Below are 20,554 nucleotides of genomic sequence, written 5' to 3' on the forward strand. Positions count from 1 at the left end.
TTTTCGCGGTTTTCTGCAGATCGGCGTACAATGGCATTGTAGAGGTCAGGGGTTCGATCCCCCTCGGCTCCACCATCACAAACCCACGATTTCCGGTCATTTACCAGCCTTCCGTGTCGGGAGCGAGATGATCTTGGTTCCGATCTGGTTCCGACGGTGCGCCGTGGTGAGCTTGTCCATGTCGGTCCAATAGGCCTCGATCGCCTCGATAAAATCCTTCAGATAGCCGGGTCGCAGGTGGGTGTAGTTCCGACCTGAGCCCTTCTCGCTGTTGTGGCCGGCGGCCGAATCTATCTGCGCCTGGGGCACGCCGACCGTCTGCAGATAGGTGTGGACCGTATGGCGCAGGCTGTTGGGCGAGCCCCACGGGTTGCCCTCGCTGTCGACGATCCCGGCATCGACGAGACACCGCGAGAACGACCCGCGAATCGAATAAGTCGGGCGCTCGAAATATTCCGGAACCTCGGCATTGGCCCACGACGTCGCCTTGGTGAGCGCCCGGTAGCAAATGATCTTGCCGTGACGATCCTTCAGCCAGGGCGACAGCGAAGGGGCAACTGGAACGATCGTCCGCTTCTTCGTCGTCTGCTTGCGGCCGGGTGCATTGAAGAACACCAGGCCATTGCGCAGTTGGTCCGATTCGAGCTCCATGATCGCCTCGGTGCGGCCGTGGGTCGACAAGCTGATCATCGTGAACAGGTGGACGTGATGGCGGTCGGTCTTGGACCACGCCTGCTCTAGCAGCGCCGCGACCTGCTCCTGATCGTACTCGACCTCTTTCGGATCGGACCGCGTTTCCGGATCCACGGCCAGGACTGTCGGCACATAGGGGAGGGTGCGCTTTTCGACGGCCCATTTCATGGCGCGCATCAGTGCGGCGCGGTCTCCGAATATAGTCTCGCCCTTCACCCCCTCTGCAAAGCGCATGTCATAGAAGCGCTGGATGAAAGCATCGTCGGTCAGCTTGTCGACGGTGATGTCGCCGCCTTCCTTGTCAAAGAAGCGCTGCCAATGGCGCACTGAATATCCGTACTGCGCGGCGCGGGCTTTCTTCGATCCTTGCTGGGCGAGCCACATGCTCATGATTCGACTGACGCTGGCCTGGCCGAGGTGGTCGACCTTTTCCGGCTTCCCGTTGGCGCCGTAATGCGCGGCAAGGGCTTGGACCGCTTCGTTTGGCGGATAGCCATCGTTGTAGTCGCATATGCCAGTGCTGATTCCGCGGCTCGTTTTTGCTCCGGGGTCATTCCACTGGATGGCCCAATGCTCGCGGTCCTTGCGCCAGTGCAGCCAGAAGCCACCAAGTCGGACCCGCTCATCACGTTTTGCCATGCGTCCTCAAGTTCCTTTGCCTGCAGCTCAGCGAGCACAGAGTACATGCGCGACCCGACCATCGCCATAACGTGGTCCGGGTCGAGGTGCAGGCGCTCGCCATTGCGGGCGGCGCGCTGCACCTTCGCCATGATCTCGTCGAAAGGCATCCCCATCAAACCAACCCCTGCAAAATATCCTGCGCCAGCACCTCGAGCGCCAGCGCCCCGTCATTGTCGCCTTTCGCGCGCAACACTTCAGCACGCCGCGCCGGTTCGTTGAACGCGGCGACGATCATGGCGGCGGCGTCGGGGTCGATGGCGTCCGCGAAGTGCTGGCCGCTGCGGAGGATCTGTTTTCCGGCTGCGGTGATCATGCTACCGCCCTCGGTGCTGTGATGCGCAGAAGTCCGGTGGGTACGTTCGTTCCAGCATCCGCGAAGCTACCTACGGGCAAGTCGCGCCATTCGCCCTTGATCTCGTCGTGATCATAATGGGCCGTCGCGGGCAGAATTGATACGAGCGTTCCGCCAGGCTTGAGGAACTTCACCGCGTGCCGGACGTGCTTGGCATAGTGCCGACCATAGAAGGGCGGGTTCATGACGATCTTGTCGAACTCCGGCGTGGGCGCCTGTTCGAGGAAGTTCGCCGTGACGACCGAATGCCCCTTGGCGCGCGCCTCGGATGCTCGCGGGGCGTGATACTCAATGCCGAGCGCCCGACAGCCGCGAGCACGCAATTCGTCGAGGATTCGCCCGTCGCCGCAGGAAGGCTCGAGCACGCGATAAGCGGGCGGTTCGCTTCGGCTATAATCCTGACGCCGGTTGATCCCCGCGTAATCCAGCGCGGCCTCAACGACCTCAGGGGGCGACCAATAGAATTGCAGATCCTTGGATACCGCAGTGCTGGCGCTCGGCCTTACGCCTTCTTCTTCTGCGTCCGGCAGCACCTCGCCATAGAACTCTCCAAGCGCACGGTTGATGTCGAGCAGCGTCCACTTGTCGAAGAAGACATGGGCATTACCATTGGCGAACTTGCGGACGGTTATCCCTCGATCGACCGTCGCAAACTGATCCGCTTCGTGATGTGCGTATCGGGGCGGCACGGTGTAGACGCGCCCGTCAAGGATTGCGTCCTCGCCGAGGTTATGAGCGGCGCCAATCGCCGACATCTCAGCATGTTCAAACGCCGGCTTGCCCTGATATGCAGCGAGCGCATTTACGACATCGCGGAATTTGTCGCGCGACCAGCCATAGCCATACTCACCCCAGCCATTCAGGATTATACGTTTCGGAAGTCCCTTGACGCCGATCCTCACCTTGGAGTGCGATTTGTAGGCAGGGTCCAGGTCGGCGAACACCTCTGCCAGGCCGCGCAGGATATGGAAGCGCGGGCGCACGAAATAGTCACCGAAGGTCGCCTTCGCGTTGTCGAAGGTCAGCGGCGGCGGATCGGCGATCGTCCGCTCGAAAAGCTGCTTGTCCTTGGCGCTGGCGACGCGAGCAATCTCAAGACGGTTGTAGATCGCCTTCCATCCGGATTTGAGCAGGTTCTTCTGCAGGCTGCTGGCATGCAGGTAGGACTTGCTTCCCACCGGCTCGACGAAGGCGCCTTGGACCGTAGCAGCCATGCCCAAGCGATCGAACGCCGCGTTATAGTCGCCGATCGCGTCTTCAATAGCCGCGTGCTTTTGCTCGTACTCGCCGATCAGGTCGAGAACGGTGCGCTGAAGGGCTGGGACACTCACGCCGCATCACTCCGTCTCGGCTCACCGTTCAGCACGCGATCCCGGAACATCGCCTCCGAGACCCCGAACTGACGGGTGTTGCGCATGTAATCCTGACGCAGCCGATCCACCTCAGCCTGTGCCGCGCGGTGTTCAGCCCTTGCCTTGTCGAGCCGGGCCAGCGCCTTCTGCTCTTTGGTCATCGAATTTCCCGGGGCGGGCTTATTGGGCGCCGCCCCGTCCCTTGTGAATTTCAAACTATCGTCCGAACCTCGTCGAGCGACGCCGCGAGCGAGATGCCCTTGCGCGCCCGGTGCTCGTTGATCCGCGCCAGGCGATAATCGGGCTCGGTGCGATACCGCTCCCTGCGGCGCTTGTGCTTCCTCGCCTCGCGGGCGCGCAGCATCACCTCGACCTGTTCGGCCTCCGTCAGGCTGCGTGTGCGGCTGATGGCGTCGAGTCCGGCGAGGCGGCGTTCGGGGAGGGTCATCAGCGCTTGCCCCAGTTCACGCGGACGGACCCGAACACCAAGTTCAAGATTAATCCGGTAGTCCCGACATCGACGCCGAACTTGAAGCGCCAACCACCGCCGAACCGCGCCGCATGGCTGTTGAGCGGCGCGCGCAATGATGGCGCCCCGGTCGAACGCCAGCCATAGCCTTGCCAAGGCCAACGTTCGGCTTTCACGGTGAAGCGACCCAACTTCATCACTTCCGCCCCTTCAGCGCCTCGATCCGAAGATCGGCAGCGTCCTGCAGCTGCTCGAGCGCCGGGCCCGAGAAGTTGCCTTCGAGTGCAGCGAACCGCGACTTCACATCGGCGACCATCTCGGCGCCCCTGATCTCGTCCAGCGCCCGCTCGATCGTCATCATCTCGCCGCGCTGATCCTCGGCAGGGCCTTCGGAAGCCGCCGACTGCTCGGCTTCCTGGGGGGCGTCAGCAGCAGCCGATGCTTCCTCATCGGCTTCGTCGGGCTGGTGTGAAATCTGGTGTTCGAGGGCATCGAGGCGCGACATCGGTTCGTCGGCGGGGACATGCTCGATCGCGGCGGGCTCGGGTTCCAGCGTCTCGTCGCGCTCGAACACATCGTCATCGCGGTCCGTCGACATGGGCAGGCGCTTGGAAAGGCGGCGCATCACGGTCTTGCGCGCCATCTCACCCCACCATTGAACCCAAGGGCCATTCCTCGCGGCGCGGCTGACTGCGCGGACTTTCTCGATCTCCTCGTGGCTCATTACCTCGAGCAGCTGTGATCCGTCCTTGAGAACCGCGGTGGCGTAGGCGCCAATCGGGGCACCCCGGGGCTCGTTCAGCGCAGGCGGCTCGTGCTCCACGCTCTCGTCAAAGCCGAGCTTCCATACGAAATGGTCGTTTTCGTAAACCACATGCGCGCTGACCTTGGCGACGTCGCCGGATTGCCTGATCTTTTTCAGGACGCCCGCAATCATCGGCATGGCCTGCGCCTTGTTGCCGAACATGACGACCGCCGCCTCGCGGCCATCAGGCAGCAATCCGTCCTGCGCCAGACGCACGATGGCGCCGAACAGCGACTGACGATCCGAGCGCTGCAGGTCGGGATTGTTCTGGATCGCGGTCATCGCGACGCGCGTGAACTTCTCGACGGTGATGTGCGTCGGCAGTGCAGCCTTGAACTGCGGTGCCATCATGGTGAGGTTTTGCCGGATGACCGTGACCGGATCCGCGGTACGCGTTGCGAGTTGGGTAGCCATTATCGTGCCTCCATTTCCTTGACGTCGAACCGCCGGTATCCCTTGCGGGCGCCGATGTGCGTTCCGACCATTTCCTCGGTGATGAGCGTGCCGGCGCTGCCCTTGGTCTGGTTGCAGCCGATCCGGTACGAATTGAGCATTGCTGCGCCCGCTACTCCGATCTTGAGCATCAGCTCGCACTTGGCGACGTCGGCACGCAGTTCAGCCTCCTTGAGCGCGCGCTTTGCCTCCAGCCATTCGCAGGCCAGCGCGTCGGCGTGATTATCGAGCCGCAGGTCTATGACCGTGTCGTTCGGCTCGCCGAGCACTTCGATCAGCGTGTCGCCATCGCGGGTGTAATCCGGCTTCGGCGCATCGTTTGCGTGGACCGATTGCCAGAACTCGACGACCCGCGCCTCCATGTCCGCGAACAGTACGGGCCGGAACTCATAGGTGAAGCGCTCCAGCGCGTTGCCGCCGACGAGAACGATGACATCGCCATGTTGGCACCCCGAGAGGCCCATATATGCCTGGTTCTGCAGCAGGTACTGCAGCGGGGGCTCTTCGCCCCATTTCTTGCGCTCGAGCCAGTCGACCGTCTTGACCTCGAGGACAATGCGGCCGCGGCGCGGACACATGACGATCTGGTCGGGATGACCGCCAAGGCCGTTATCGTTGTCGAGCCGCTTCGGCGTCTCCAGCTTCTGATATCCGAAGCGATCGCATGCCGCGGCGATGATCGCGGATTCGAGGCGTATGCCCCATTCGATCCGCTCGTTACCGCCGAAGTCAGGCGTCGCGATGGTGCCCCGCTTGCGGTGCCAGAGCTCGAAGCGTGTAAGCCAGGGCGAGGCGCCGAACAGCGCTGCAACCTCGCTGGCGCCGACGACTGAAGCGCGGAATGCGTCGTCGCCGTCACCGGCAAGGATTTTGGTCTGCGCGTTCACGCTGCGATATCCAGTTTGGTCGCCACCGAAGCGTCGATCTTCTTCGCTGCGGTCGCGTGCATATCCGCGACAGCTCCGTCGATGGCCTCACGCGGGTTTGCGGCATAGGCTGTCCCGACGGCGCTCACTCGCGGATTCCACGCAGTCGCGTACCAGCGACCCTGTTCGTCGTACCCCGGTTTGCCGACATCGACACGGCTGCACTCGCCGCTCTCGACGATCTTCCTGATATGATCTGCGGGGATGAAATCGCCGGACGCGCCATCCCGTGCGACCGAAACCATCCTCTTACCGATGTGAGCCATGCCCGGCGTCTCCATGCCGATGATGGCGTCCAAGCGGGCCTTCAGCTTGAGGTTCTTGGAGATGACGCGGCCGAGGCTTTCAACTTCGGCCTGCTTCTCGATCTGCAGGCGCTCGGCCTCGGCGCGGGCGCTGGCCAGTTCCGAGGTCAGCCGTTCGCGCAGCCGGTTGGCCGGGTACGCGCGCAGGGCATATCCCCCGGCGAACGCGATGGCGGCGATTGCGATGGTCTCGATCATGCGGTTTCTCCCGTCAGTGTTTCAGCCTCGGCTTCAGCGAGCTTGCGCATGTCGGCCATTGCCGCTTCGTTGCCGTCGTAGAACCGGCAGGGATTGATCGGAGAGCCGCTCTCGCGATAGATCAGCATCGCGGCCAGTTCGGTGTTGAACCGTGCTTCCAGCGCCTTACCGGCATCACCCGCCAGCGTGACGGTCCAGCCCGCGCGGCAGTGCGTCGTCTCGCAGGTGTGCCATGATCCCATTTCGAGCGCTTGCGGTTGCGATACCGCCGCGTAGATCGCCTGGTGGATGTTCTCGATCTTGGGGATTTCGACCGTCTCGGCGCCCTTTAGGCCCGAGCAGTCCGAGCAGCGCGAGCAGCCCGAGCAGCGCGAGCAGTACGAGCAGCCCGAGCAGTACGAGCAGTACGAGCAGTACGAGCAGTACGAGCAGTACGAGCAGTCCGAGCAGTACGAGCAGCGCGAGCAGTACGAGCAGTACGAGCAGTCCGAGCAGTACGAGCAGCGCGAGCAGTTGGTGCAGTTGTCGCAATCGATCAGCGACAGCAGAGCCTTTTCAGCCGCCTCGCGCGATCCGTGATATGCGATGCTGTTGCGATTGCCGCGCTCGTCGATGAGCCAGCCATCTTTCTCGGCGATCGTTCTGGTTACGCCCTCGGCCATTACATTTCTCCCATGCTGCGCTGTTCGATCTCCCGAAGCCGGGCGGCAGCGTTCCTGACCCACTTCATTGCGGGCGTTTCGATTTCGGCGATGTCGCCAAGGACTCGGTCCAGATCGGCGGACGGGGCCGCGACTTTGGACAGGGGGCGGGTGGCGCGGGTCATGCCCCCAACTCCCGAACCCGAGCCCGCATCGCCCGGTCCCACTTCGCCTGAGCATCCATCTGCTCGAACATGCGGGTAACGGTCGCCAGCGTCTGACCTGCGCCCTCGGGCACGATCACAACGGGGCGGGGGCCGAGTTCAGCCTTTGCAGCCACGACGGCCAGCAGGTTCCGCTCGTGGGCGGACAGCGGCGCGGCGGCTTCGATGTGGGTGGCTTTCGCCATGGTAAGTCCTCACAGCCGGGGATCGGCTATGGGGATATACTGCATATGTGCAGGTAAGCCGTCAAGAAGAAAATGCACATGTGCAGCGTCAAAGCGCTGCGCATAAAGCTTTCAACGAATCAGACGGGCACCGCCTCGGCGTGAATATCGAGGGCGGCGCGGCGGAAAACCTCCTCGCCCCACTGGTTGAAGCTCATGCCGGACAGCTCGGCCGCACGCACTACCTGCGCATGCAACTCCGGATCCACACGGATCGAGAGCCTGCCGGAATAGGGGCGCTCCGGTTCCTTGCCCGCGACCTCGCAGGCCCGGATGTAGCAGTCCACCGCATCCCGGAACGCCTTGATGATGCCCGCTGGCGTCTCGGCGTGGAACGTGACGACATCCGGGATGCCGGCCAGTCGACCGGTCAGGATCATGTCGTCGGGATCGAACTCGATCCGGGCAAATTGCCCTTTGTAGGTGACCGCCTTCATGGCGCTACTCCCACCTGCCTTAGATAATCTCTCACCGCGCGAACGATGTAATGCTCAACAGGGTTGCCTGGCTTGGGCCGCTCGAAGCTGCCGATCGCTCCGTCCAGCTCAAAGGTAACACGCCGGCCTTCCTCCTGCACCACCGTGCAACCGATGCTCGTCAGTAAATCGTCGATCGCGTCCCAAGCGAGGGACGGGACCGGCTCTGCAAAGACCGCCTCGAGTGTTTGGCGCTGAAACCCATTCATCTGCCAGCATAATCCGCCGTTGCGCGCCAGTGGTGGCACAATCTGCTGTCACCGTGGGCCTCGGACCGGCGCGACGTCAAGGATTCGGCAATGCCCTCATTCCAAACCACGAGAAGTACGCGTGATTTTGTAACTGGTGGTGTAGGATTTTATGGAACAGACTGGGAACATGCTGGGCGCAACAATACGAATTGAACTGGACAATCCCGAGTGCGAGAACGGCTGTTCTACGTGCTTTCTGGACTGCGCCATGTGCCGAATCATGATTCAGCGATTAGCTCGCGAAATCGAGCTATTGCTGCGCGAGAGGCCACGCCGATCGCATCCTTCGTGGGCGAGTTGGAACGCTGATCTTGTAGCAACCCAAGCCCATATGACAGAGCTTCGCACAAGGCTCGAAGCGATTGATCCGTCACGCGCCCGCTCGGGAGCAATGGAATTAGCGCCGCCACCAGAGGCGCCATTGTCTCTGGATTTGGGCGCTCGTATGGGATCGACGCTCTACCACTGAGGAAGTCCAGGATTGATGGCTCCTCGGCCGACATGGCCAAGGCATGCAATGTCGGCACACTGGTGACGGACTTATAATCCGGCTTCACGGCGCGGCTAAGCGTCGTGTCTGATCCTATGCCTGGCGTTTCTTCTGCCCACCGCTTCCACGACCAACCCTTCTTCTTGCGAATGCGGTTCATCCAATCGGCGATGATTTCCTGTTCTGGCTGCATGAATGCAGGATAGCCCAAAGGCACCCGCGAATTCACGCTGCACATATTTGCGCTAGACATGCTGCACATATGCAGTTAATTTCCAGCGCATGATTGATCCTCTCGACCCGTCCACGCTGCGAACCGCTCGAGAAGCGGCCAAGCTTTCCCGTGCCGAACTGGCGCAGGCCTCCAAGGTCCACGAGACCACCATCATGAGGATCGAGAAGGGCGAGGTAGACCCCCGGCTCGATGGAACGTGGGCACCTTTGGTGCGTGCGATCCAGGCTGCTGAGCCCAAGGCCGCAGCAGCATGACCGCGCCCTTCACCCCCGAACAGGAAGCCCGGCTTCGCGAGATCGTTCGCGAGGAGATCAAGCGGCGAGACGTCGCCCGCCGTGAAGGGCAGCGGAGGTCTATTCCATGAACACCCAGCTATCAGCGATTTCGCGCATGCTTGGAGCGTCCTCGCGAAGCTCGACGCTCTCGCTGGCCTCCATGCGCTCGGCCGACGCGACAATCTCGGCGCGTATTTCGTCGCGGATGCCGGGAAACCTCTTTTCCAGCGCCCTGATCGTACAGACTGCGAGCGCGGATGCGAGATCAATTCCGGGAATGCGCGGGACGTCTGCCGCGGCTTTTTCGAGAATTCTGCGTAGTTCTGCGTCGTCCATTCAATCCTCCCTGCGCACCTTGCTAGCCGCAGGATGGCCGAAGGGAGCGGGGAGTCAATCTCCGCTCCTGGAGGGCCTTTGAGATGGACCGCTGCACCGTCTGTGGCGTCACGCCCGCCTTCGTCGAACCTTGCAACGTTCCCCAATGTCCCAGCGCGACGCATAGCGCGCCGGGTCGCAGCCTCGGGGATGGGTCGCTCGCCGCGTACCCCGGGGAAGGGCGCGCCGACAGTTTGCCACCCCCCCGGCGGACTGTCGGCGCGTTCGTTGCATCCTTCGCGGCCCACACGATCCACCGCTGGGCCAAGCTGCTCGGCGAGCCTCGCAATGATCCGGCGCACGACGGCGCCGATCTTGATCCCCTCATCGCAACCGCGCTCGCGGTGAACGACGCGGCCGCAGCACGGCGCGCGGCTTTCGAGCTCGACGGGCTCGGGATCGGATTTCCCCTTCATCATGGAGCGCGTTAATGGGCCACGATCGTAACAGTGTCGTTCCGAAAATTTACGCGCTCGATGAAGACGAGTTCCATGCCGCCTTCATGGTTCTGCTGTCGCGGCTGATCAAGGAACACGGTGCGGCGAAGGTCGCGCAGGCGCTGGGCTACCAGTCGAAGCGCCAGCTCGGAAACCTCGCAAACGGCTCGCTGCCGGGCCTGCGCGCCTACTACAATCTGCTCGCCCTCGACCAAACTGCCCATGACGAGCTCGACGGCGAGTATCAGCAGCGCAAAGTCCCCAAGGACGCAATCTGCGGCACCGACCCGCTGACGATCTCGATCATCACGCTCGCCAGTCAGGTAGCCGAGGCGGAATCGCCCGACAGCCCCGGCGGTACCGACGTGATTGATCACGAAATCCTGAAAATGGACGAAACGCTGCTGCGCAAGGTCCACCGCGTGACCGGTACTTGGCTGACGCGGCTCGCCGACATTCGCAAGCCCAACCTGAGGACCGCGGCATGACCCCGCGGAACTACAAGCCGCGCAAGCCCGTCACGCCCGATCCTGCATCCGCGCGCCGGGCGATGATCTTCAGCTTCATCCTGGCCGGGGCGCTTGCGGCGCTTGCGGCTGGGCTCATCGTGGGAGGGAACTGATGCGCTGGGTCGAGATCCGCGAAATGGTGCAGATCAGCTTCTGGTGCGGGCTGGGATTCACGGCGGGGGCCGGGATGATTATCGCCGCGTCGGCGCTGGTCAGCCATGCCCTGCGCGCGGTGCTGGGGTGATCGAGCCCGTCGTCATCGGCTGCGCGACGCTGTACCTCGGCAACGCCTATGACATCCGTCCCCGGCTCGGCTGGATGGACGCCGATGTCATGGATCCCCAGTACGAGTTCAACAACTCGGGCGGCGGGGCCTTTCGCAAGGCGCGCGGCGCAAGCGACCAGATCGTCGCCGAAGGCCTCGATCAGGGCTTTGACCACGCCATCATCAACCCGCTGCTGTGCGGCTCTGTCGTCGTGTTCTGTCACAACGACCAGCTGCCGAAACTGCTGACCTATCTCGACGGATGCTTTCACCGCTTCGCGCTACTGACGTGGACCAAGCCCAACCCGTCGCCGCACAGGAACAAGCACTACCTGGCCGATACCGAGCCGTATATTCATGCCTGGAACCGGGGTTATCACCCCCGCGGCGGGCACCACGACATGCACCGGTGGACCTCGGCACCGTCCATGCCGTCGAAAACCTTCGGCCACCCGACGGTGAAGCCCGATGCCGTGATGGACAAGATCATGGCGAACGTTGCGGGCGCAGTGGTCTGCGATCCCTTCATGGGCACTGGTTCGACCGGCGTTGCAGCGATCAAGGCCGGTTTCAATTTCGTGGGGATCGAGAAGAACCCGGTGCATTTCGAGACCGCATGCCGCCGCCTCCGTGATGCGCAGGAGGCCGTGGCAGCATGACCCCGGTCAAAGCCACCATCCGCCGCACCGATTTACGCGGACGCACGCGCTCCGTCGAGAAGTTCCGGGCGCTGTTTGTCGCGCCGTCGGTGACCGCCGCGAATGCCGCACCCGCAGCGGGGAGCAGGGCGCGATGAGGCTACGGGTCTCAGCCGAGGATCGCGCCCGCGTCATGGAAATGATCGAACGCGCCGTCGCTAGCGGCAGCGAGTGCCCGAGCAATCTCGACATTGCGATGGCGGTGGGCGCGGACAGCGTCTCGACCGGCGCTCGCGTCATCTCCGTGCTTGAACGCGAGGGCCTGATCCGGGCCGAGCGCTTCGGCAAATCACGCATCGTCACCATCGTGGCGACCGGCAGGAGCACCGCAGGCGCCCGCCACAAGCCACACTGGCGGTTGCGGGCGAACAATGTGAACGCACCGAAGCGTCCCTATCGCACGCCTATTCGTCATCACCTCGCCAATCCCGACCCCAGAGACGTCCCACCCGTCATCGACCGTGATCCATGCCCGCGCTGCGGCGTGCGTGCCGATGTCGGCTGCGGCCACACCGCGACACGGCTGTCAGTGAGGTTTCCATGATGGATCGCTTACCTCTCCCTGAACCGCTGATCCTGACCGATGCCGACCGGCTGACGCTGGAGAACAGCCGGGATCACGTCCAGGCGCGCGACGCTCGGATGCCTTCGCTGCGCTCCAAAAAGGGCTGGAGAACCCGGAAGCGGAGGACTGGTGCATGACCGACTTCACCCAGAACCTCGGCGGATCGCAGCAGTTGCGCAACTACCGCACCATGCGCCGCGCCGGAATAGATCTGTCCATTGCGGCCGAGCGCACGGGCATCACAATCGGCGAGGCGAAATTGATCGACGCCGACGACGCGAAATCCCCGCCAGCCGCGGAGGCCTATCAACCCCTGACCGCGGGGCCTGCGGTTGCAACGAAGGAAATCGATATGCCCAAGCATGACGACGTGACCGAAACGCCCGAGGACAATGACCCGCTGATTGAGCTCGCAGCCGAGACATTGCGCGGTGATATCCGCGACAGCATCCTTTCATGGTTCAAGGCTCAGCCCAAGGCCTGGCCGTTCATGGCGGAGCGCGAGCAGCGCGATTTCGCAGATGCGGCGGACCGCTATTCGCGCCAACTCGTCAAGCGGGTCGCGCAAATCATCGCGGCCGGCGAACGGCCTTGCATCGTCGCCCGCCTTGTCGAGTACAAGGAAAAGGACGGCGTCGAGGCGAAGTTGAAATTTCCTTCGACCGGCGACGTGGTTGCGTCGCTCCATGAAGCCTGCGGTCGCGAGGTTCTTGTCGTCACGTCCGGCGCCGACGAGTTCATGGAAGAGGCTGGCGCGCCCGAGATCGATGCCGATCAGCCCAAGTTTCCCGACATCGGCGACGAATACAACGAGGCGGCGTGATTACGCGCTTCACCATACCTGGCCCGCCGGTCGCAAAGGGTCGTCCCCGCATCTCGGTGCGGGGCGGCTTCGCGCGCGCCTATACTCCGGGGAAGACGGTTTCATTCGAGGGCAGGGTTGGCGCCGCTGGCTTTGACGGCATGTGCGGCCGCAGTCCGGTGGAGGATCCGATCGCGCTGCGCGTCGATGTGTTCCTCCCGATTCCGCCCTCATGGTCGCGCAAGAAACAGGCCGCGGCCCTGAACGGCACCCTCAGGCCGACTGCGCGCCCCGACGTCGACAATTTCGCCAAGGCTGTTCTCGACGGCCTCAACGGCATTGTCTGGCGCGATGATGCCCAGGTCGTCGTCCTGACCGCCACCAAGCGCTATGCAGCGCTGCCCCGCGTCGAAGTCACGGTGGAGGCAGCGTGACCGCGCCGACTTTCCTCATCACAACTGGTCGCAAGACGCCGGGCGCGCGCCTGAGCATGCCCGGGCACTGGGGCAACATCCTCTTTCACACGCCCGAGGCCGCTGAGGCTGAGGCGCGACGCATCGGCGGCCCGAACGCAACCATCACGCGGGGGCGCTGCCGGTGAGCAGATATGCCGCCATATTTACCGGCCAGCGGATCGTGCAACGCGCCTGCGATCTGACAGGGCTCACGGTTCCCGAACTGATGGGCCCGTGCCGCGTGGCTGAAGTCGTCGGTGTCCGATGGGCGTGCATGGTGGCGATGCGCCTCAACGGCATGTCTATTGCCCAGATTGGTCGACGCATCGGGGGCCGGGACCACACGACCGTCATCCACGGGCTTCGCAAGGCTGAGAGCCTCATCGAGCACGATCGGGACTTTGCCGCGCTGGCGGCAGCTTTGGAGGCCGCGTGACAGACTTACCAGAACCCCTGACGCCGCCCGAGTGCGACCTGCAGGACTTCCCGTTCATGCCGCTTCAGGTCGCGCGCCTCCGCGACAGCGATCTGGCGGCTGAGGAGGACCCGGAGGCATGCTGGTTCGCCGTCCTGCTATGGGCTGCATCGTGGCATCAGATCCCCGCCGGGAGCCTCCCGGACAACGACAATGTGCTGATGCGCCTGATCGGTCTGGGACGCGATTCGCGCACCTGGAAGAAGAGAAAAGCCGGAGCACTTCGCGGTTTTGCAAAATGTAGCGATGGAAGGCTGTATCACCCCGTTGTCGCCGAGCAGGCGCTTTCCGCATGGAACAGCAAGCTCCAACAGCGCTGGCGGACAGAGTGCGCACGGATCAAAAAGCACAACCAACGGCACAATTCCGCCATTCCTTATCCGACGTTTGAGGATTTCGCCGAGGGACAGTGCGAACCTGTCCCGCTTCCGGTCCCCAATTTGTCCCCGGGGACACTCCCCAATTGTCCCGAGGGAAAACCGATCCAAGGGACAGGGATAGGGACAGAGACAGGGAATAATATTGATGTTGGTGATAGCGCGAGCGCGCGCGTTGGTCCCGACGATTGGCCCGGAGACCTGATCGGAATCACCGACGAGATCGCCCGAATGGCCGGTGTCCGGCACATCGACCCGGCGCAGGTGCTCCGCAATCAGGAGACCGTCAACCGCTGGCTCACCGATGGCTTCGACCCAGAAACCGAGATCGCCCCCGTCATTCGCCAGGGCCTCGTCAACACCGATCAGCGCATCAGTTCCCTCGCATTCTTCGACGCCCCGATCCGTCAATCCAAAGCCCGCAAGGAGGCGGCTGCAAATGGCTACCAACCTTCAAACCGTGACGCCGAGCAAGGCCCTGGCAATCCGATGGTCAGAGCCGTCGCTGCCCGCCGCGCTAGTCGAGCCGATGCAGGACGCTGAGACCTGCGCCTATGCCTATCTCCCGGTCGTCGACCGTGACGTCGCCGCACTGATCCCGGACGTCATCGCAGGACTGGAGCCCGGGCTGGCACCGTCAACGGATGACCAGATCGAACGGATGATCGTCAAGATCGCGCTGCTGTATCCGAATGGCAAACTCAGCGACGGTGAAACCGCGGCGCGGCTCGAGCTCTACATCGATCTGCTGCGCGACATCCCGTTCGACATCCTCGCATCGGCGTTCCGCCGGATCGCCCAGACGAGCCGGTTCTTTCCAACCGTCGCCGAGTTGCGCGAAGTGGCCGCTCCAGAACTCGGCAAGCGACAGGCCAAGATCGGCAACCTGAAACGCCTGCTGTTCAAACACGAACGCGAGTGGTCGCCGCCTTTCGATGAGAGCCAGCGCTGCAGTCCCGAGGATGTGGCACGCATCAAGGCCGAGGTTGCCGCTGAGTTATCGGCGGGTCGCCCATGACCCACCACTTCGCCTGTCTCTGCGGATGCCGGACGGAATCGGACAACCCCCAACCGCCCAAGTGCTGGGGCTGCGGGGTGCTGATGTACCTCTGGAAGGCGGCAACCAGCATGGCGAACACCGCAACGAACGGACGGGGGGAGTGATGGCCGATCTCCTGAACTGGATCGCCGCGGACGGCGTCAGGGCCAGCGGTGTCGGCGTACTCGTCCTGACCGCACTGGCGCTCACCGCATCGGCGCTTGAAGCTCTGAGGGAGGCACGATGATCATTCAACCCGTCGATCGCTACGCATCGGCCTCGGTGCTCTCCGCAGTCGCAAATGCCCCCGTCGGTGTCTGCGACCTGATCTTTCGTGCCGCGGCCGACAATCCCCGCATCGTGAAAATCATCCGGTCGAGCTGCATCGTGCCGCGGTGGTGTCGGATGCGCCAGGCCATCGTCTACACCGCGATGACCGGCCTGCCCGTGTCGAGCCATGAAGTCGGACGGGCGCTCAACCGCGACCATTCCACCATCCTGTACAGTTTCCGCATCGCCAAGGCGCTGGTAAAGCGCGACGAGGATTTCAGGCTGTTGTGCGAACGGATCGCGCGGGCCGATGTGCCGTTGGCGGAGGCGGCGGAATAATGGCTGGCCGGGGTCGTCCTAAAAACTACAAACAGGAGTTCGCGGAGCAGGCGGAGACGCTTTGCTCGCTCGGTGCGACCGACATGGAACTGGCGGATTTCTTCAAGGTCGATGTCCGGACGATCTATCGCTGGAAGCATTCCCACCCAGAATTTTGTCAGGCACTCAAGGTTGGCAAGGACGTGTTGGACGATCGCGTAGAGCGCAGCCTTTACCAGCGCGCGGTCGGCTATAGTTTCAACGCGGAGAAAGTGTTTCACTTTCAGGGGCTTATAACGCGCGCGCCCATCGTCGAGCATGTGCCGCCCGATCCCGGTGCTGCCATGAGCTGGCTGAAGAACCGGCGCGGCGAGACCTGGCGCGAGAAATCCGAAGTCGACCTGAACGTGAAGGGCGATCTTGCCGAGCGTCTTGAGCGCGCCGAACGCAACCTCGCAGCGGGCAAGAATGCAGACGGCACCGATCGATCCTGAACAGCGCCTGCTCGAGCGCATTGCCGCGTTTCGATATGATCCGCTCGGCCATGCGCTGTTTGCCTATCCATGGGGTGAGGGGGCACTGCAGGGCGTGGCTGGTCCGCGCGTGTGGCAACGCGAGGTCATGGAGCAGATCGGCGCGCATCTGGCGGATCCCGAAACGCGCCATCAGCCCTGCCGCATCGCGCGGGCGTCGGGGCACGGTATCGGTAAATCCGCGCTGATCGCGATGCTGATCAAATGGGGGCTCGATACCTGCGTCGACACCCGCATTGTGACAACCGCGAACACCGAGGGCCAGCTACTCACCAAGACCGGCCCGGAAATCACCAAATGGTCGAATCTTTCGATCACGTCCGACTGGTTCAAGCCGACCGCAACCGCGCTAATCTCGACCGTCGCCGGCCATGACAAGGCGTGGCGCGCCGATCTCGTCACATGGTCGGTCAACAACACCGAAGCGTTCGCCGGCCTGCACAACCAGGGCAAGCGCATCATCCTGATTTTCGACGAGGCATCGGGCATCCATCCCAATGTCTGGGAGGTCGCGCTTGGTGCGCTGACCGACGAGCACACCGAAATCATCTTCCTCGCCTTCGGAAACCCGACGCTCAACACAGGCTCGTTCCGGGAATGCTTCGGCAAGCACCGCAACCTCTGGGACACCAAGCAAATCGATAGCCGCACCGTCGAGGGCACGAACAAGGCCTATCTCGACGAGCTCGTTGCGACCTATGGCGAGGACAGCGACATCGTGAAGGTCCGCGTCCGCGGCATGTTCCCGTCCGCCTCGTCGCTGCAGTTCATCGGCGCCGATCTCGTCCAAGCCGCCCGCAAGCGTGAACCCCAGGTCCTTCAATCAGACCCGGTCATCTTCGGCGTCGACTGCGCCCGCTTTGGTGACGACCACTCGACGCTCGCCATCCGGCAAGGCCGCGATGCCCGTTCGCGTCCGTGGAAGCGCTGGCATGGCGCCGATACCATGCAGGTGGCCGGCGATATCGCGATCGAGGCGCAGCGCTGGCATCCAGATGCGATCATGGTCGATGTCGGTGCCATGGGTGCCGGCGTCGTCGACCGCTTGCGCCAGCTGCTGCCGGACACGCTCATCGTCGAGGTGAACTTTGGCGGCAAGGGCCGTGACACCGAATGGGCCGCCGGGGTCAGGATCAGGACCAAGAACAAGCGCGCCGAGATGTGGTGCTCTATGCGGGGCTGGCTGGTGCATGGCGCGATTCCCGACGAGCAATGTATCGAGGACGACCTGACCGCGCCCGAATATGGCTTCGACGCCGACCAGCGCGTGCTGCTCGAAAAGAAGGAACACATGCGGGCACGGGGCCTGCCATCGCCTGACGACGCCGATGCACTGGCCTGCACCTTCGCCGAGCCAGTCGCCCCGCGCGCAGTGCCCGGCTATCTCAACCCCGCGAACTACGGCGTGCAGCAGGAATATTCCCGCTACGACGACTGACCTTTCCACCGGGCGCGCCGTTGTTGCCCCGCCGCCATCTGGGTATTTGAATACCCGATGTGCATCGTCCCCAAAGCTCCGAAACCGACAACGGTTCCTGAACGCCAGGCGGCACAGATGCCGGAGCGTGATGCGGCGCAGCGCCAGCTTGATCCGTCGCGCCGCCGCCGTGGCTACTCCGCGCTAATCCAGGCCGGAAACAATGCCGCGCTTCAACCGGTGTCGACGACGTCCGCAGTCCTTGGCGGGTAGCGTGGCGACGCTGACGCTCAATCCCCGCAACGAGCCGAGCCTGATCAAGCACGTCAAGGCGCGCGCCGCATCGATGATGCGCTGCCAGGACGACCAGAAGCAGGACTGGCACGAAATCGCCGCACTGACCGGGCACCCCCGCATCGAAGCGCTGATGACGACGGCAACGGGGACGAGGCGCCCCAAGGCTAGGGCACTCTACGACGGCCATGCCACGCGGGCGTTCCGCTATCTGGAATCGGGGATGTATTCCGGCCTGTCCTCGCCCAACCGGCCATGGTTTAAGTTCAAGCTCGAGGATGATGACCTGACGGCAAGCCAGGCGGTCAAGATCTGGCTGGAGCAGTGCGAGCAGGTCGTCGCGATGATGTTCGCCGGCTCCAACTTCTACCGCGTGGCCCGTGCAAATTACGGCGAGCTCGGCAAGTTCGGGACCGCAGCGGGCGTGATGGACGAGCACTGGGAACGTGGCATCAGCTGCACCGCGCTCACCATAGGCGAGTACGCGATCGGGACCAATCGCTACGGCGACGTCGACACGCTGATGCGCATCCTGGGCATGGATACCCGCCAGATGGTGCAGTCCTTCGTCCACCGCCCCGACAACTCGATGGACTGGTCGCGGGTGCACGCCAACGTCAAGACGGCGTGGGACAATTCCAACTACACGCAGGTCTTCCGCGTCCGCCACCTGATCGAGCCCAATGCCGATTACCGCCAGAATGGCTGGGGTGCTGAGGGCATGCGGTGGCGCTCCGTCAAATGGGATGAGGCTGACGCCGGGGAAAAGGGCGACGGCCGCACGCTCGAGGAAAAGGGCTATCACGACAAGCCGTTCTGGGCGCCACGCTGGAAGCTCTACGGCTCCGACGTCTGGGGCACCGGGCCCGGCCATGATGCGCTGCCGGACATGCGCGAATTGCAGTTCCAGGCCAAGCGCAAGGGCGAAGTCACCGATCTGGTGACGCGGCCGCCGACACAGGGCCCGGCGAAGGATTTCAAGCTGCGGCCCGGCGCCCACACCGCTGTCGCCAGCATGGATGCCGGCAAGGTCGAGGTGATCTACGAGGCGCCCTATCAGGCGATCGGGCTCGTCGCCGAGGATGTCGAGCGCTGCCACCGCGCCATCGACGAGGCCAGTTATGCCGACCTGTTCATGGCGATTTCGCAGATGGACGGCGTCCAGCCTCGCAACGAGCAGGAGCTGATCCTGCGCAACGACGAGAAGATGACGCAGCTCGGCCCTGTAATCGAGGGCGTCAACAACGACATGCTGGCCATCGGCGTCGACCGCGCATTCGGGATTGCCGAGCGCGGTGACCTCCTGCCGCCGCCCCCTGAAGAAATCGCCGGCATGCCGATCGAGATCGAGTTCATCTCGGTGCTGGCGCAGGCGCAGAAGATGATGGGCATGGGGCAGACCGAACGCTCGCTGGCCTTCGTCGGCGCGGTCGCACAGTTCCAGCCCGACGTCATCGACAAGATCGATGGTGACGCGCTCGTCGAGGATCACTGGTCGCGCAGCGGTGCACCCGCGGTCGGCATCCGTGACAAGGACACCGTCGAGCAGATCCGCGGCGCACGCGCTCAGCAGCAGCAGATGGAGAAGATCGCGGCGCTTGCGGCTCCGGCCAAGCAAGGCGTTGAGGCCGCGGCGCTGCTTAACGAGATCGGGCAGCAGTCGGTATGACCCCATCCGAGAAGGTCGAGATCAAGGGTCTGGTGGAAAGCCCGGCATTTCGCAAATTCCTGTATCGCATAGTCGAGGCGTCGGGTATCTGCATACCCGCTTCCAAGGCAGACACGGCCCTTCTCTACGAAGGCAAGCGCTCCTTGGGGTTGGAAATCCTCGGCTGGGTAGACGCAGCTCTTCCTCAGACCACGAACAGCAGTCAGCCGCTGGCCGCACTGCATCTGGCGATAGCCGAGGAACTGAACCTCAAGGAGAACCGCAGTGACCGACGAAACCACGACCGATACGACGACTCCGAATGACGCACCCGCCACCGAGCCGGGCGCGGAAACGGCTGTCGACACGACCATTCTCGGCGGGGATTCCGCCGCTCCAGCAGGGGAAGGGGGTGATCAAGCCGCAGCGGGCGAGGGTGACAAGCCCGAAGGCGAAGCGGATGCCGACACCCCGAAGGACGATGCCGACAAGCCCGTCCTGACCGGCGCCCCTGACAAATACGAATTCGAGATGCCCGAAGGTGTCACGCTCGACACCGAGGCGCTTGAGGTCGTGGAGCCGGTCCTGCGCGAGCTCGATCTCAATCAGGAGACCGCAGCCAAGCTCGTCGGCGCCTATGCCGAGAAGGTCCTGCCGCTCCTACAGGCGCGTGCCGAGCAGGCCGCCGATGAGACCGGGGCGCAGATCCGGGCGGAATGGTCGCGCCAGACGCTGGCCGATGCTGAGATCGGCGGCGCCAAGCTCGACGAGACCAAGGCGATGTCTGCTCGGGCGATGTCGAAGTTCCTGCCCGCCGATGGCGAGGGCCAGGTCTTCCGCACTTTCCTCAACGAATCCGGGCTCGGCAACCACCCCGAGATGGTGCGCTTCATGGCGCGCGTCGGTCGGGCGATCGGCGAGGCGAATATCGATCCGGCGGCGAGTGGCGGCGAGCAGCTGAGCACAACGGAAAAATTCTACGGCAAAGGGTACGGCAAGAAAGCCGGTTAATCGAGGGAGTTAAGCA

36 protein-coding genes are annotated in these 20,554 nt (G+C 63.4%); 22 read left to right on the forward strand and 14 right to left on the reverse strand.

Annotated elements, in window-relative coordinates:
- Positions 1–96: 96 nt before the first annotated feature.
- The 10 genes from AC3WJD_RS16375 to AC3WJD_RS16420 all read right to left on the reverse strand — a co-directional run bounded on the left by AC3WJD_RS16375 (position 97) and on the right by AC3WJD_RS16420 (position 6,476).
- Entirely contained in the window at positions 97–1,332 is a 1,236-nt protein-coding gene (locus tag AC3WJD_RS16375) for a tyrosine-type recombinase/integrase (protein WP_492747778.1), read from the reverse strand.
- A gap of 154 nt (positions 1,333–1,486) precedes the next feature.
- The gene (locus AC3WJD_RS16380) at positions 1,487–1,687 is read right to left on the reverse strand and encodes a hypothetical protein (RefSeq protein ID WP_492747779.1); all 201 of its coding nucleotides are present in this window, start codon (positions 1,685–1,687) and stop codon (positions 1,487–1,489) included.
- Positions 1,684–2,940, reverse strand: coding sequence for a DUF4942 domain-containing protein (locus AC3WJD_RS16385; RefSeq protein WP_492747829.1), 1,257 nt, complete (start codon positions 2,938–2,940; stop codon positions 1,684–1,686). Before AC3WJD_RS16385 ends, AC3WJD_RS16380 begins: the two co-directional genes overlap by 4 nt.
- Before the next feature lie 113 nt (positions 2,941–3,053).
- Entirely contained in the window at positions 3,054–3,239 is a 186-nt protein-coding gene (locus tag AC3WJD_RS16390; RefSeq protein ID WP_492747780.1) for a hypothetical protein, read from the reverse strand.
- A gap of 50 nt (positions 3,240–3,289) precedes the next feature.
- Positions 3,290–3,526, reverse strand: a complete 237-nt coding sequence (locus AC3WJD_RS16395) for a hypothetical protein (RefSeq protein ID WP_492747781.1) — start codon at positions 3,524–3,526, stop codon at positions 3,290–3,292.
- Complete coding sequence (locus tag AC3WJD_RS16400; RefSeq protein WP_492747782.1) at positions 3,526–3,744, reverse strand: hypothetical protein; 219 nt, start codon at positions 3,742–3,744, stop codon at positions 3,526–3,528. The genes AC3WJD_RS16395 and AC3WJD_RS16400 overlap by 1 nt, the downstream gene beginning before the upstream one ends.
- A complete protein-coding gene (locus AC3WJD_RS16405; protein ID WP_492747784.1) occupies positions 3,744–4,766 on the reverse strand; it encodes a recombinase RecT in 1,023 nt (340 codons plus the stop codon). The genes AC3WJD_RS16400 and AC3WJD_RS16405 overlap by 1 nt, the downstream gene beginning before the upstream one ends.
- The gene (locus tag AC3WJD_RS16410; protein WP_492747785.1) at positions 4,766–5,692 is read right to left on the reverse strand and encodes a YqaJ viral recombinase family nuclease; all 927 of its coding nucleotides are present in this window, start codon (positions 5,690–5,692) and stop codon (positions 4,766–4,768) included. The genes AC3WJD_RS16405 and AC3WJD_RS16410 overlap by 1 nt, the downstream gene beginning before the upstream one ends.
- Positions 5,689–6,234 (reverse strand): hypothetical protein, encoded by a 546-nt coding sequence (locus AC3WJD_RS16415; protein WP_492747786.1) that lies wholly within the window; start codon positions 6,232–6,234, stop codon positions 5,689–5,691. The genes AC3WJD_RS16410 and AC3WJD_RS16415 overlap by 4 nt, the downstream gene beginning before the upstream one ends.
- Positions 6,231–6,476: a hypothetical protein gene (locus AC3WJD_RS16420; RefSeq protein ID WP_492747787.1), complete on the reverse strand. Its 246-nt coding sequence runs from the start codon at positions 6,474–6,476 to the stop codon at positions 6,231–6,233. The genes AC3WJD_RS16415 and AC3WJD_RS16420 overlap by 4 nt, the downstream gene beginning before the upstream one ends.
- A 46-nt stretch (positions 6,477–6,522) precedes the next feature.
- On the opposite strand from AC3WJD_RS16420, the gene AC3WJD_RS16425 reads away from it, so the two are divergent.
- Positions 6,523–6,813, forward strand: a complete 291-nt coding sequence (locus AC3WJD_RS16425) for a hypothetical protein (RefSeq protein WP_492747788.1) — start codon at positions 6,523–6,525, stop codon at positions 6,811–6,813.
- Between the two features lie 82 nt (positions 6,814–6,895).
- Here the strand turns inward: AC3WJD_RS16425 and AC3WJD_RS16430 are convergent, their stop codons facing one another.
- From AC3WJD_RS16430 to AC3WJD_RS16440, 3 genes are all read right to left on the reverse strand, one after another.
- On the reverse strand, positions 6,896–7,060 hold the full coding sequence (locus tag AC3WJD_RS16430) for a hypothetical protein (protein ID WP_492747789.1): 165 nt from the start codon (positions 7,058–7,060) through the stop codon (positions 6,896–6,898).
- On the reverse strand, positions 7,057–7,284 hold the full coding sequence (locus tag AC3WJD_RS16435) for a hypothetical protein (protein WP_492747790.1): 228 nt from the start codon (positions 7,282–7,284) through the stop codon (positions 7,057–7,059). The genes AC3WJD_RS16430 and AC3WJD_RS16435 overlap by 4 nt, the downstream gene beginning before the upstream one ends.
- A gap of 119 nt (positions 7,285–7,403) precedes the next feature.
- On the reverse strand, positions 7,404–7,760 hold the full coding sequence (locus AC3WJD_RS16440) for a type II toxin-antitoxin system HicB family antitoxin (protein WP_492747791.1): 357 nt from the start codon (positions 7,758–7,760) through the stop codon (positions 7,404–7,406).
- A gap of 1,062 nt (positions 7,761–8,822) precedes the next feature.
- Between AC3WJD_RS16440 and AC3WJD_RS16445 the strand changes: the two genes are divergently transcribed.
- Positions 8,823–9,029 carry a helix-turn-helix domain-containing protein gene (locus tag AC3WJD_RS16445; RefSeq protein WP_492747792.1) on the forward strand — a complete coding sequence of 69 codons (207 nt, stop codon included), beginning with the start codon at positions 8,823–8,825 and terminating at the stop codon, positions 9,027–9,029.
- Between the two features lie 99 nt (positions 9,030–9,128).
- Here AC3WJD_RS16445 and AC3WJD_RS16450 read toward each other — a convergent pair whose 3' ends face one another.
- Positions 9,129–9,386, reverse strand: coding sequence for a hypothetical protein (locus tag AC3WJD_RS16450; RefSeq protein WP_492747793.1), 258 nt, complete (start codon positions 9,384–9,386; stop codon positions 9,129–9,131).
- A gap of 83 nt (positions 9,387–9,469) precedes the next feature.
- Between AC3WJD_RS16450 and AC3WJD_RS16455 the strand changes: the two genes are divergently transcribed.
- The 20 genes from AC3WJD_RS16455 (at position 9,470) to AC3WJD_RS16550 (ending at position 20,538) form a co-directional block, all read left to right on the forward strand.
- On the forward strand, positions 9,470–9,856 hold the full coding sequence (locus AC3WJD_RS16455; protein ID WP_492747794.1) for a hypothetical protein: 387 nt from the start codon (positions 9,470–9,472) through the stop codon (positions 9,854–9,856).
- A complete protein-coding gene (locus tag AC3WJD_RS16460) occupies positions 9,856–10,350 on the forward strand; it encodes a hypothetical protein (protein ID WP_492747796.1) in 495 nt (164 codons plus the stop codon). The genes AC3WJD_RS16455 and AC3WJD_RS16460 overlap by 1 nt, the downstream gene beginning before the upstream one ends.
- Positions 10,347–10,484, forward strand: a complete 138-nt coding sequence (locus AC3WJD_RS16465) for a hypothetical protein (protein WP_492747797.1) — start codon at positions 10,347–10,349, stop codon at positions 10,482–10,484. The genes AC3WJD_RS16460 and AC3WJD_RS16465 overlap by 4 nt, the downstream gene beginning before the upstream one ends.
- Entirely contained in the window at positions 10,484–10,615 is a 132-nt protein-coding gene (locus AC3WJD_RS16470; protein WP_492747798.1) for a hypothetical protein, read from the forward strand. The genes AC3WJD_RS16465 and AC3WJD_RS16470 overlap by 1 nt, the downstream gene beginning before the upstream one ends.
- On the forward strand, positions 10,612–11,295 hold the full coding sequence (locus AC3WJD_RS16475) for a DNA methyltransferase (RefSeq protein WP_492747799.1): 684 nt from the start codon (positions 10,612–10,614) through the stop codon (positions 11,293–11,295). The genes AC3WJD_RS16470 and AC3WJD_RS16475 overlap by 4 nt, the downstream gene beginning before the upstream one ends.
- Positions 11,292–11,432, forward strand: coding sequence for a hypothetical protein (locus tag AC3WJD_RS16480; RefSeq protein WP_492747800.1), 141 nt, complete (start codon positions 11,292–11,294; stop codon positions 11,430–11,432). Before AC3WJD_RS16475 ends, AC3WJD_RS16480 begins: the two co-directional genes overlap by 4 nt.
- Complete coding sequence (locus AC3WJD_RS16485; RefSeq protein WP_492747801.1) at positions 11,429–11,878, forward strand: hypothetical protein; 450 nt, start codon at positions 11,429–11,431, stop codon at positions 11,876–11,878. The genes AC3WJD_RS16480 and AC3WJD_RS16485 overlap by 4 nt, the downstream gene beginning before the upstream one ends.
- A 154-nt stretch (positions 11,879–12,032) precedes the next feature.
- Positions 12,033–12,722, forward strand: coding sequence for a hypothetical protein (locus tag AC3WJD_RS16490; protein WP_492747802.1), 690 nt, complete (start codon positions 12,033–12,035; stop codon positions 12,720–12,722).
- Positions 12,719–13,135, forward strand: a complete 417-nt coding sequence (locus tag AC3WJD_RS16495; RefSeq protein WP_492747803.1) for a RusA family crossover junction endodeoxyribonuclease — start codon at positions 12,719–12,721, stop codon at positions 13,133–13,135. Before AC3WJD_RS16490 ends, AC3WJD_RS16495 begins: the two co-directional genes overlap by 4 nt.
- Positions 13,132–13,302, forward strand: coding sequence for a hypothetical protein (locus tag AC3WJD_RS16500; protein ID WP_492747804.1), 171 nt, complete (start codon positions 13,132–13,134; stop codon positions 13,300–13,302). Before AC3WJD_RS16495 ends, AC3WJD_RS16500 begins: the two co-directional genes overlap by 4 nt.
- Complete coding sequence (locus AC3WJD_RS16505) at positions 13,299–13,592, forward strand: helix-turn-helix domain-containing protein (protein WP_492747805.1); 294 nt, start codon at positions 13,299–13,301, stop codon at positions 13,590–13,592. The genes AC3WJD_RS16500 and AC3WJD_RS16505 overlap by 4 nt, the downstream gene beginning before the upstream one ends.
- Complete coding sequence (locus AC3WJD_RS16510; protein WP_492747806.1) at positions 13,589–14,551, forward strand: hypothetical protein; 963 nt, start codon at positions 13,589–13,591, stop codon at positions 14,549–14,551. The genes AC3WJD_RS16505 and AC3WJD_RS16510 overlap by 4 nt, the downstream gene beginning before the upstream one ends.
- Positions 14,538–15,026, forward strand: coding sequence for a replicative helicase loader/inhibitor (locus tag AC3WJD_RS16515; RefSeq protein ID WP_492747807.1), 489 nt, complete (start codon positions 14,538–14,540; stop codon positions 15,024–15,026). The genes AC3WJD_RS16510 and AC3WJD_RS16515 overlap by 14 nt, the downstream gene beginning before the upstream one ends.
- 145 nt (positions 15,027–15,171) lie before the next feature.
- Positions 15,172–15,294, forward strand: a complete 123-nt coding sequence (locus AC3WJD_RS16520; protein ID WP_492747808.1) for a hypothetical protein — start codon at positions 15,172–15,174, stop codon at positions 15,292–15,294.
- A complete protein-coding gene (locus tag AC3WJD_RS16525) occupies positions 15,291–15,656 on the forward strand; it encodes a hypothetical protein (protein WP_492747809.1) in 366 nt (121 codons plus the stop codon). Before AC3WJD_RS16520 ends, AC3WJD_RS16525 begins: the two co-directional genes overlap by 4 nt.
- Positions 15,656–16,129 (forward strand): helix-turn-helix domain-containing protein, encoded by a 474-nt coding sequence (locus AC3WJD_RS16530; RefSeq protein WP_492747810.1) that lies wholly within the window; start codon positions 15,656–15,658, stop codon positions 16,127–16,129. The genes AC3WJD_RS16525 and AC3WJD_RS16530 overlap by 1 nt, the downstream gene beginning before the upstream one ends.
- Positions 16,104–17,606 (forward strand): terminase, encoded by a 1,503-nt coding sequence (locus AC3WJD_RS16535; RefSeq protein ID WP_492747811.1) that lies wholly within the window; start codon positions 16,104–16,106, stop codon positions 17,604–17,606. The genes AC3WJD_RS16530 and AC3WJD_RS16535 overlap by 26 nt, the downstream gene beginning before the upstream one ends.
- A gap of 253 nt (positions 17,607–17,859) precedes the next feature.
- Positions 17,860–19,548, forward strand: coding sequence for a portal protein (locus AC3WJD_RS16540; RefSeq protein ID WP_492747812.1), 1,689 nt, complete (start codon positions 17,860–17,862; stop codon positions 19,546–19,548).
- Positions 19,545–19,853, forward strand: a complete 309-nt coding sequence (locus AC3WJD_RS16545; RefSeq protein ID WP_492747813.1) for a hypothetical protein — start codon at positions 19,545–19,547, stop codon at positions 19,851–19,853. The genes AC3WJD_RS16540 and AC3WJD_RS16545 overlap by 4 nt, the downstream gene beginning before the upstream one ends.
- A complete protein-coding gene (locus tag AC3WJD_RS16550) occupies positions 19,813–20,538 on the forward strand; it encodes a hypothetical protein (RefSeq protein WP_492747814.1) in 726 nt (241 codons plus the stop codon). The genes AC3WJD_RS16545 and AC3WJD_RS16550 overlap by 41 nt, the downstream gene beginning before the upstream one ends.
- The last annotated feature ends 16 nt before the right edge of the window (positions 20,539–20,554 follow it).

This window comes from Sphingobium sp. FW306-1B-F04DB (genome assembly GCF_058781925.1).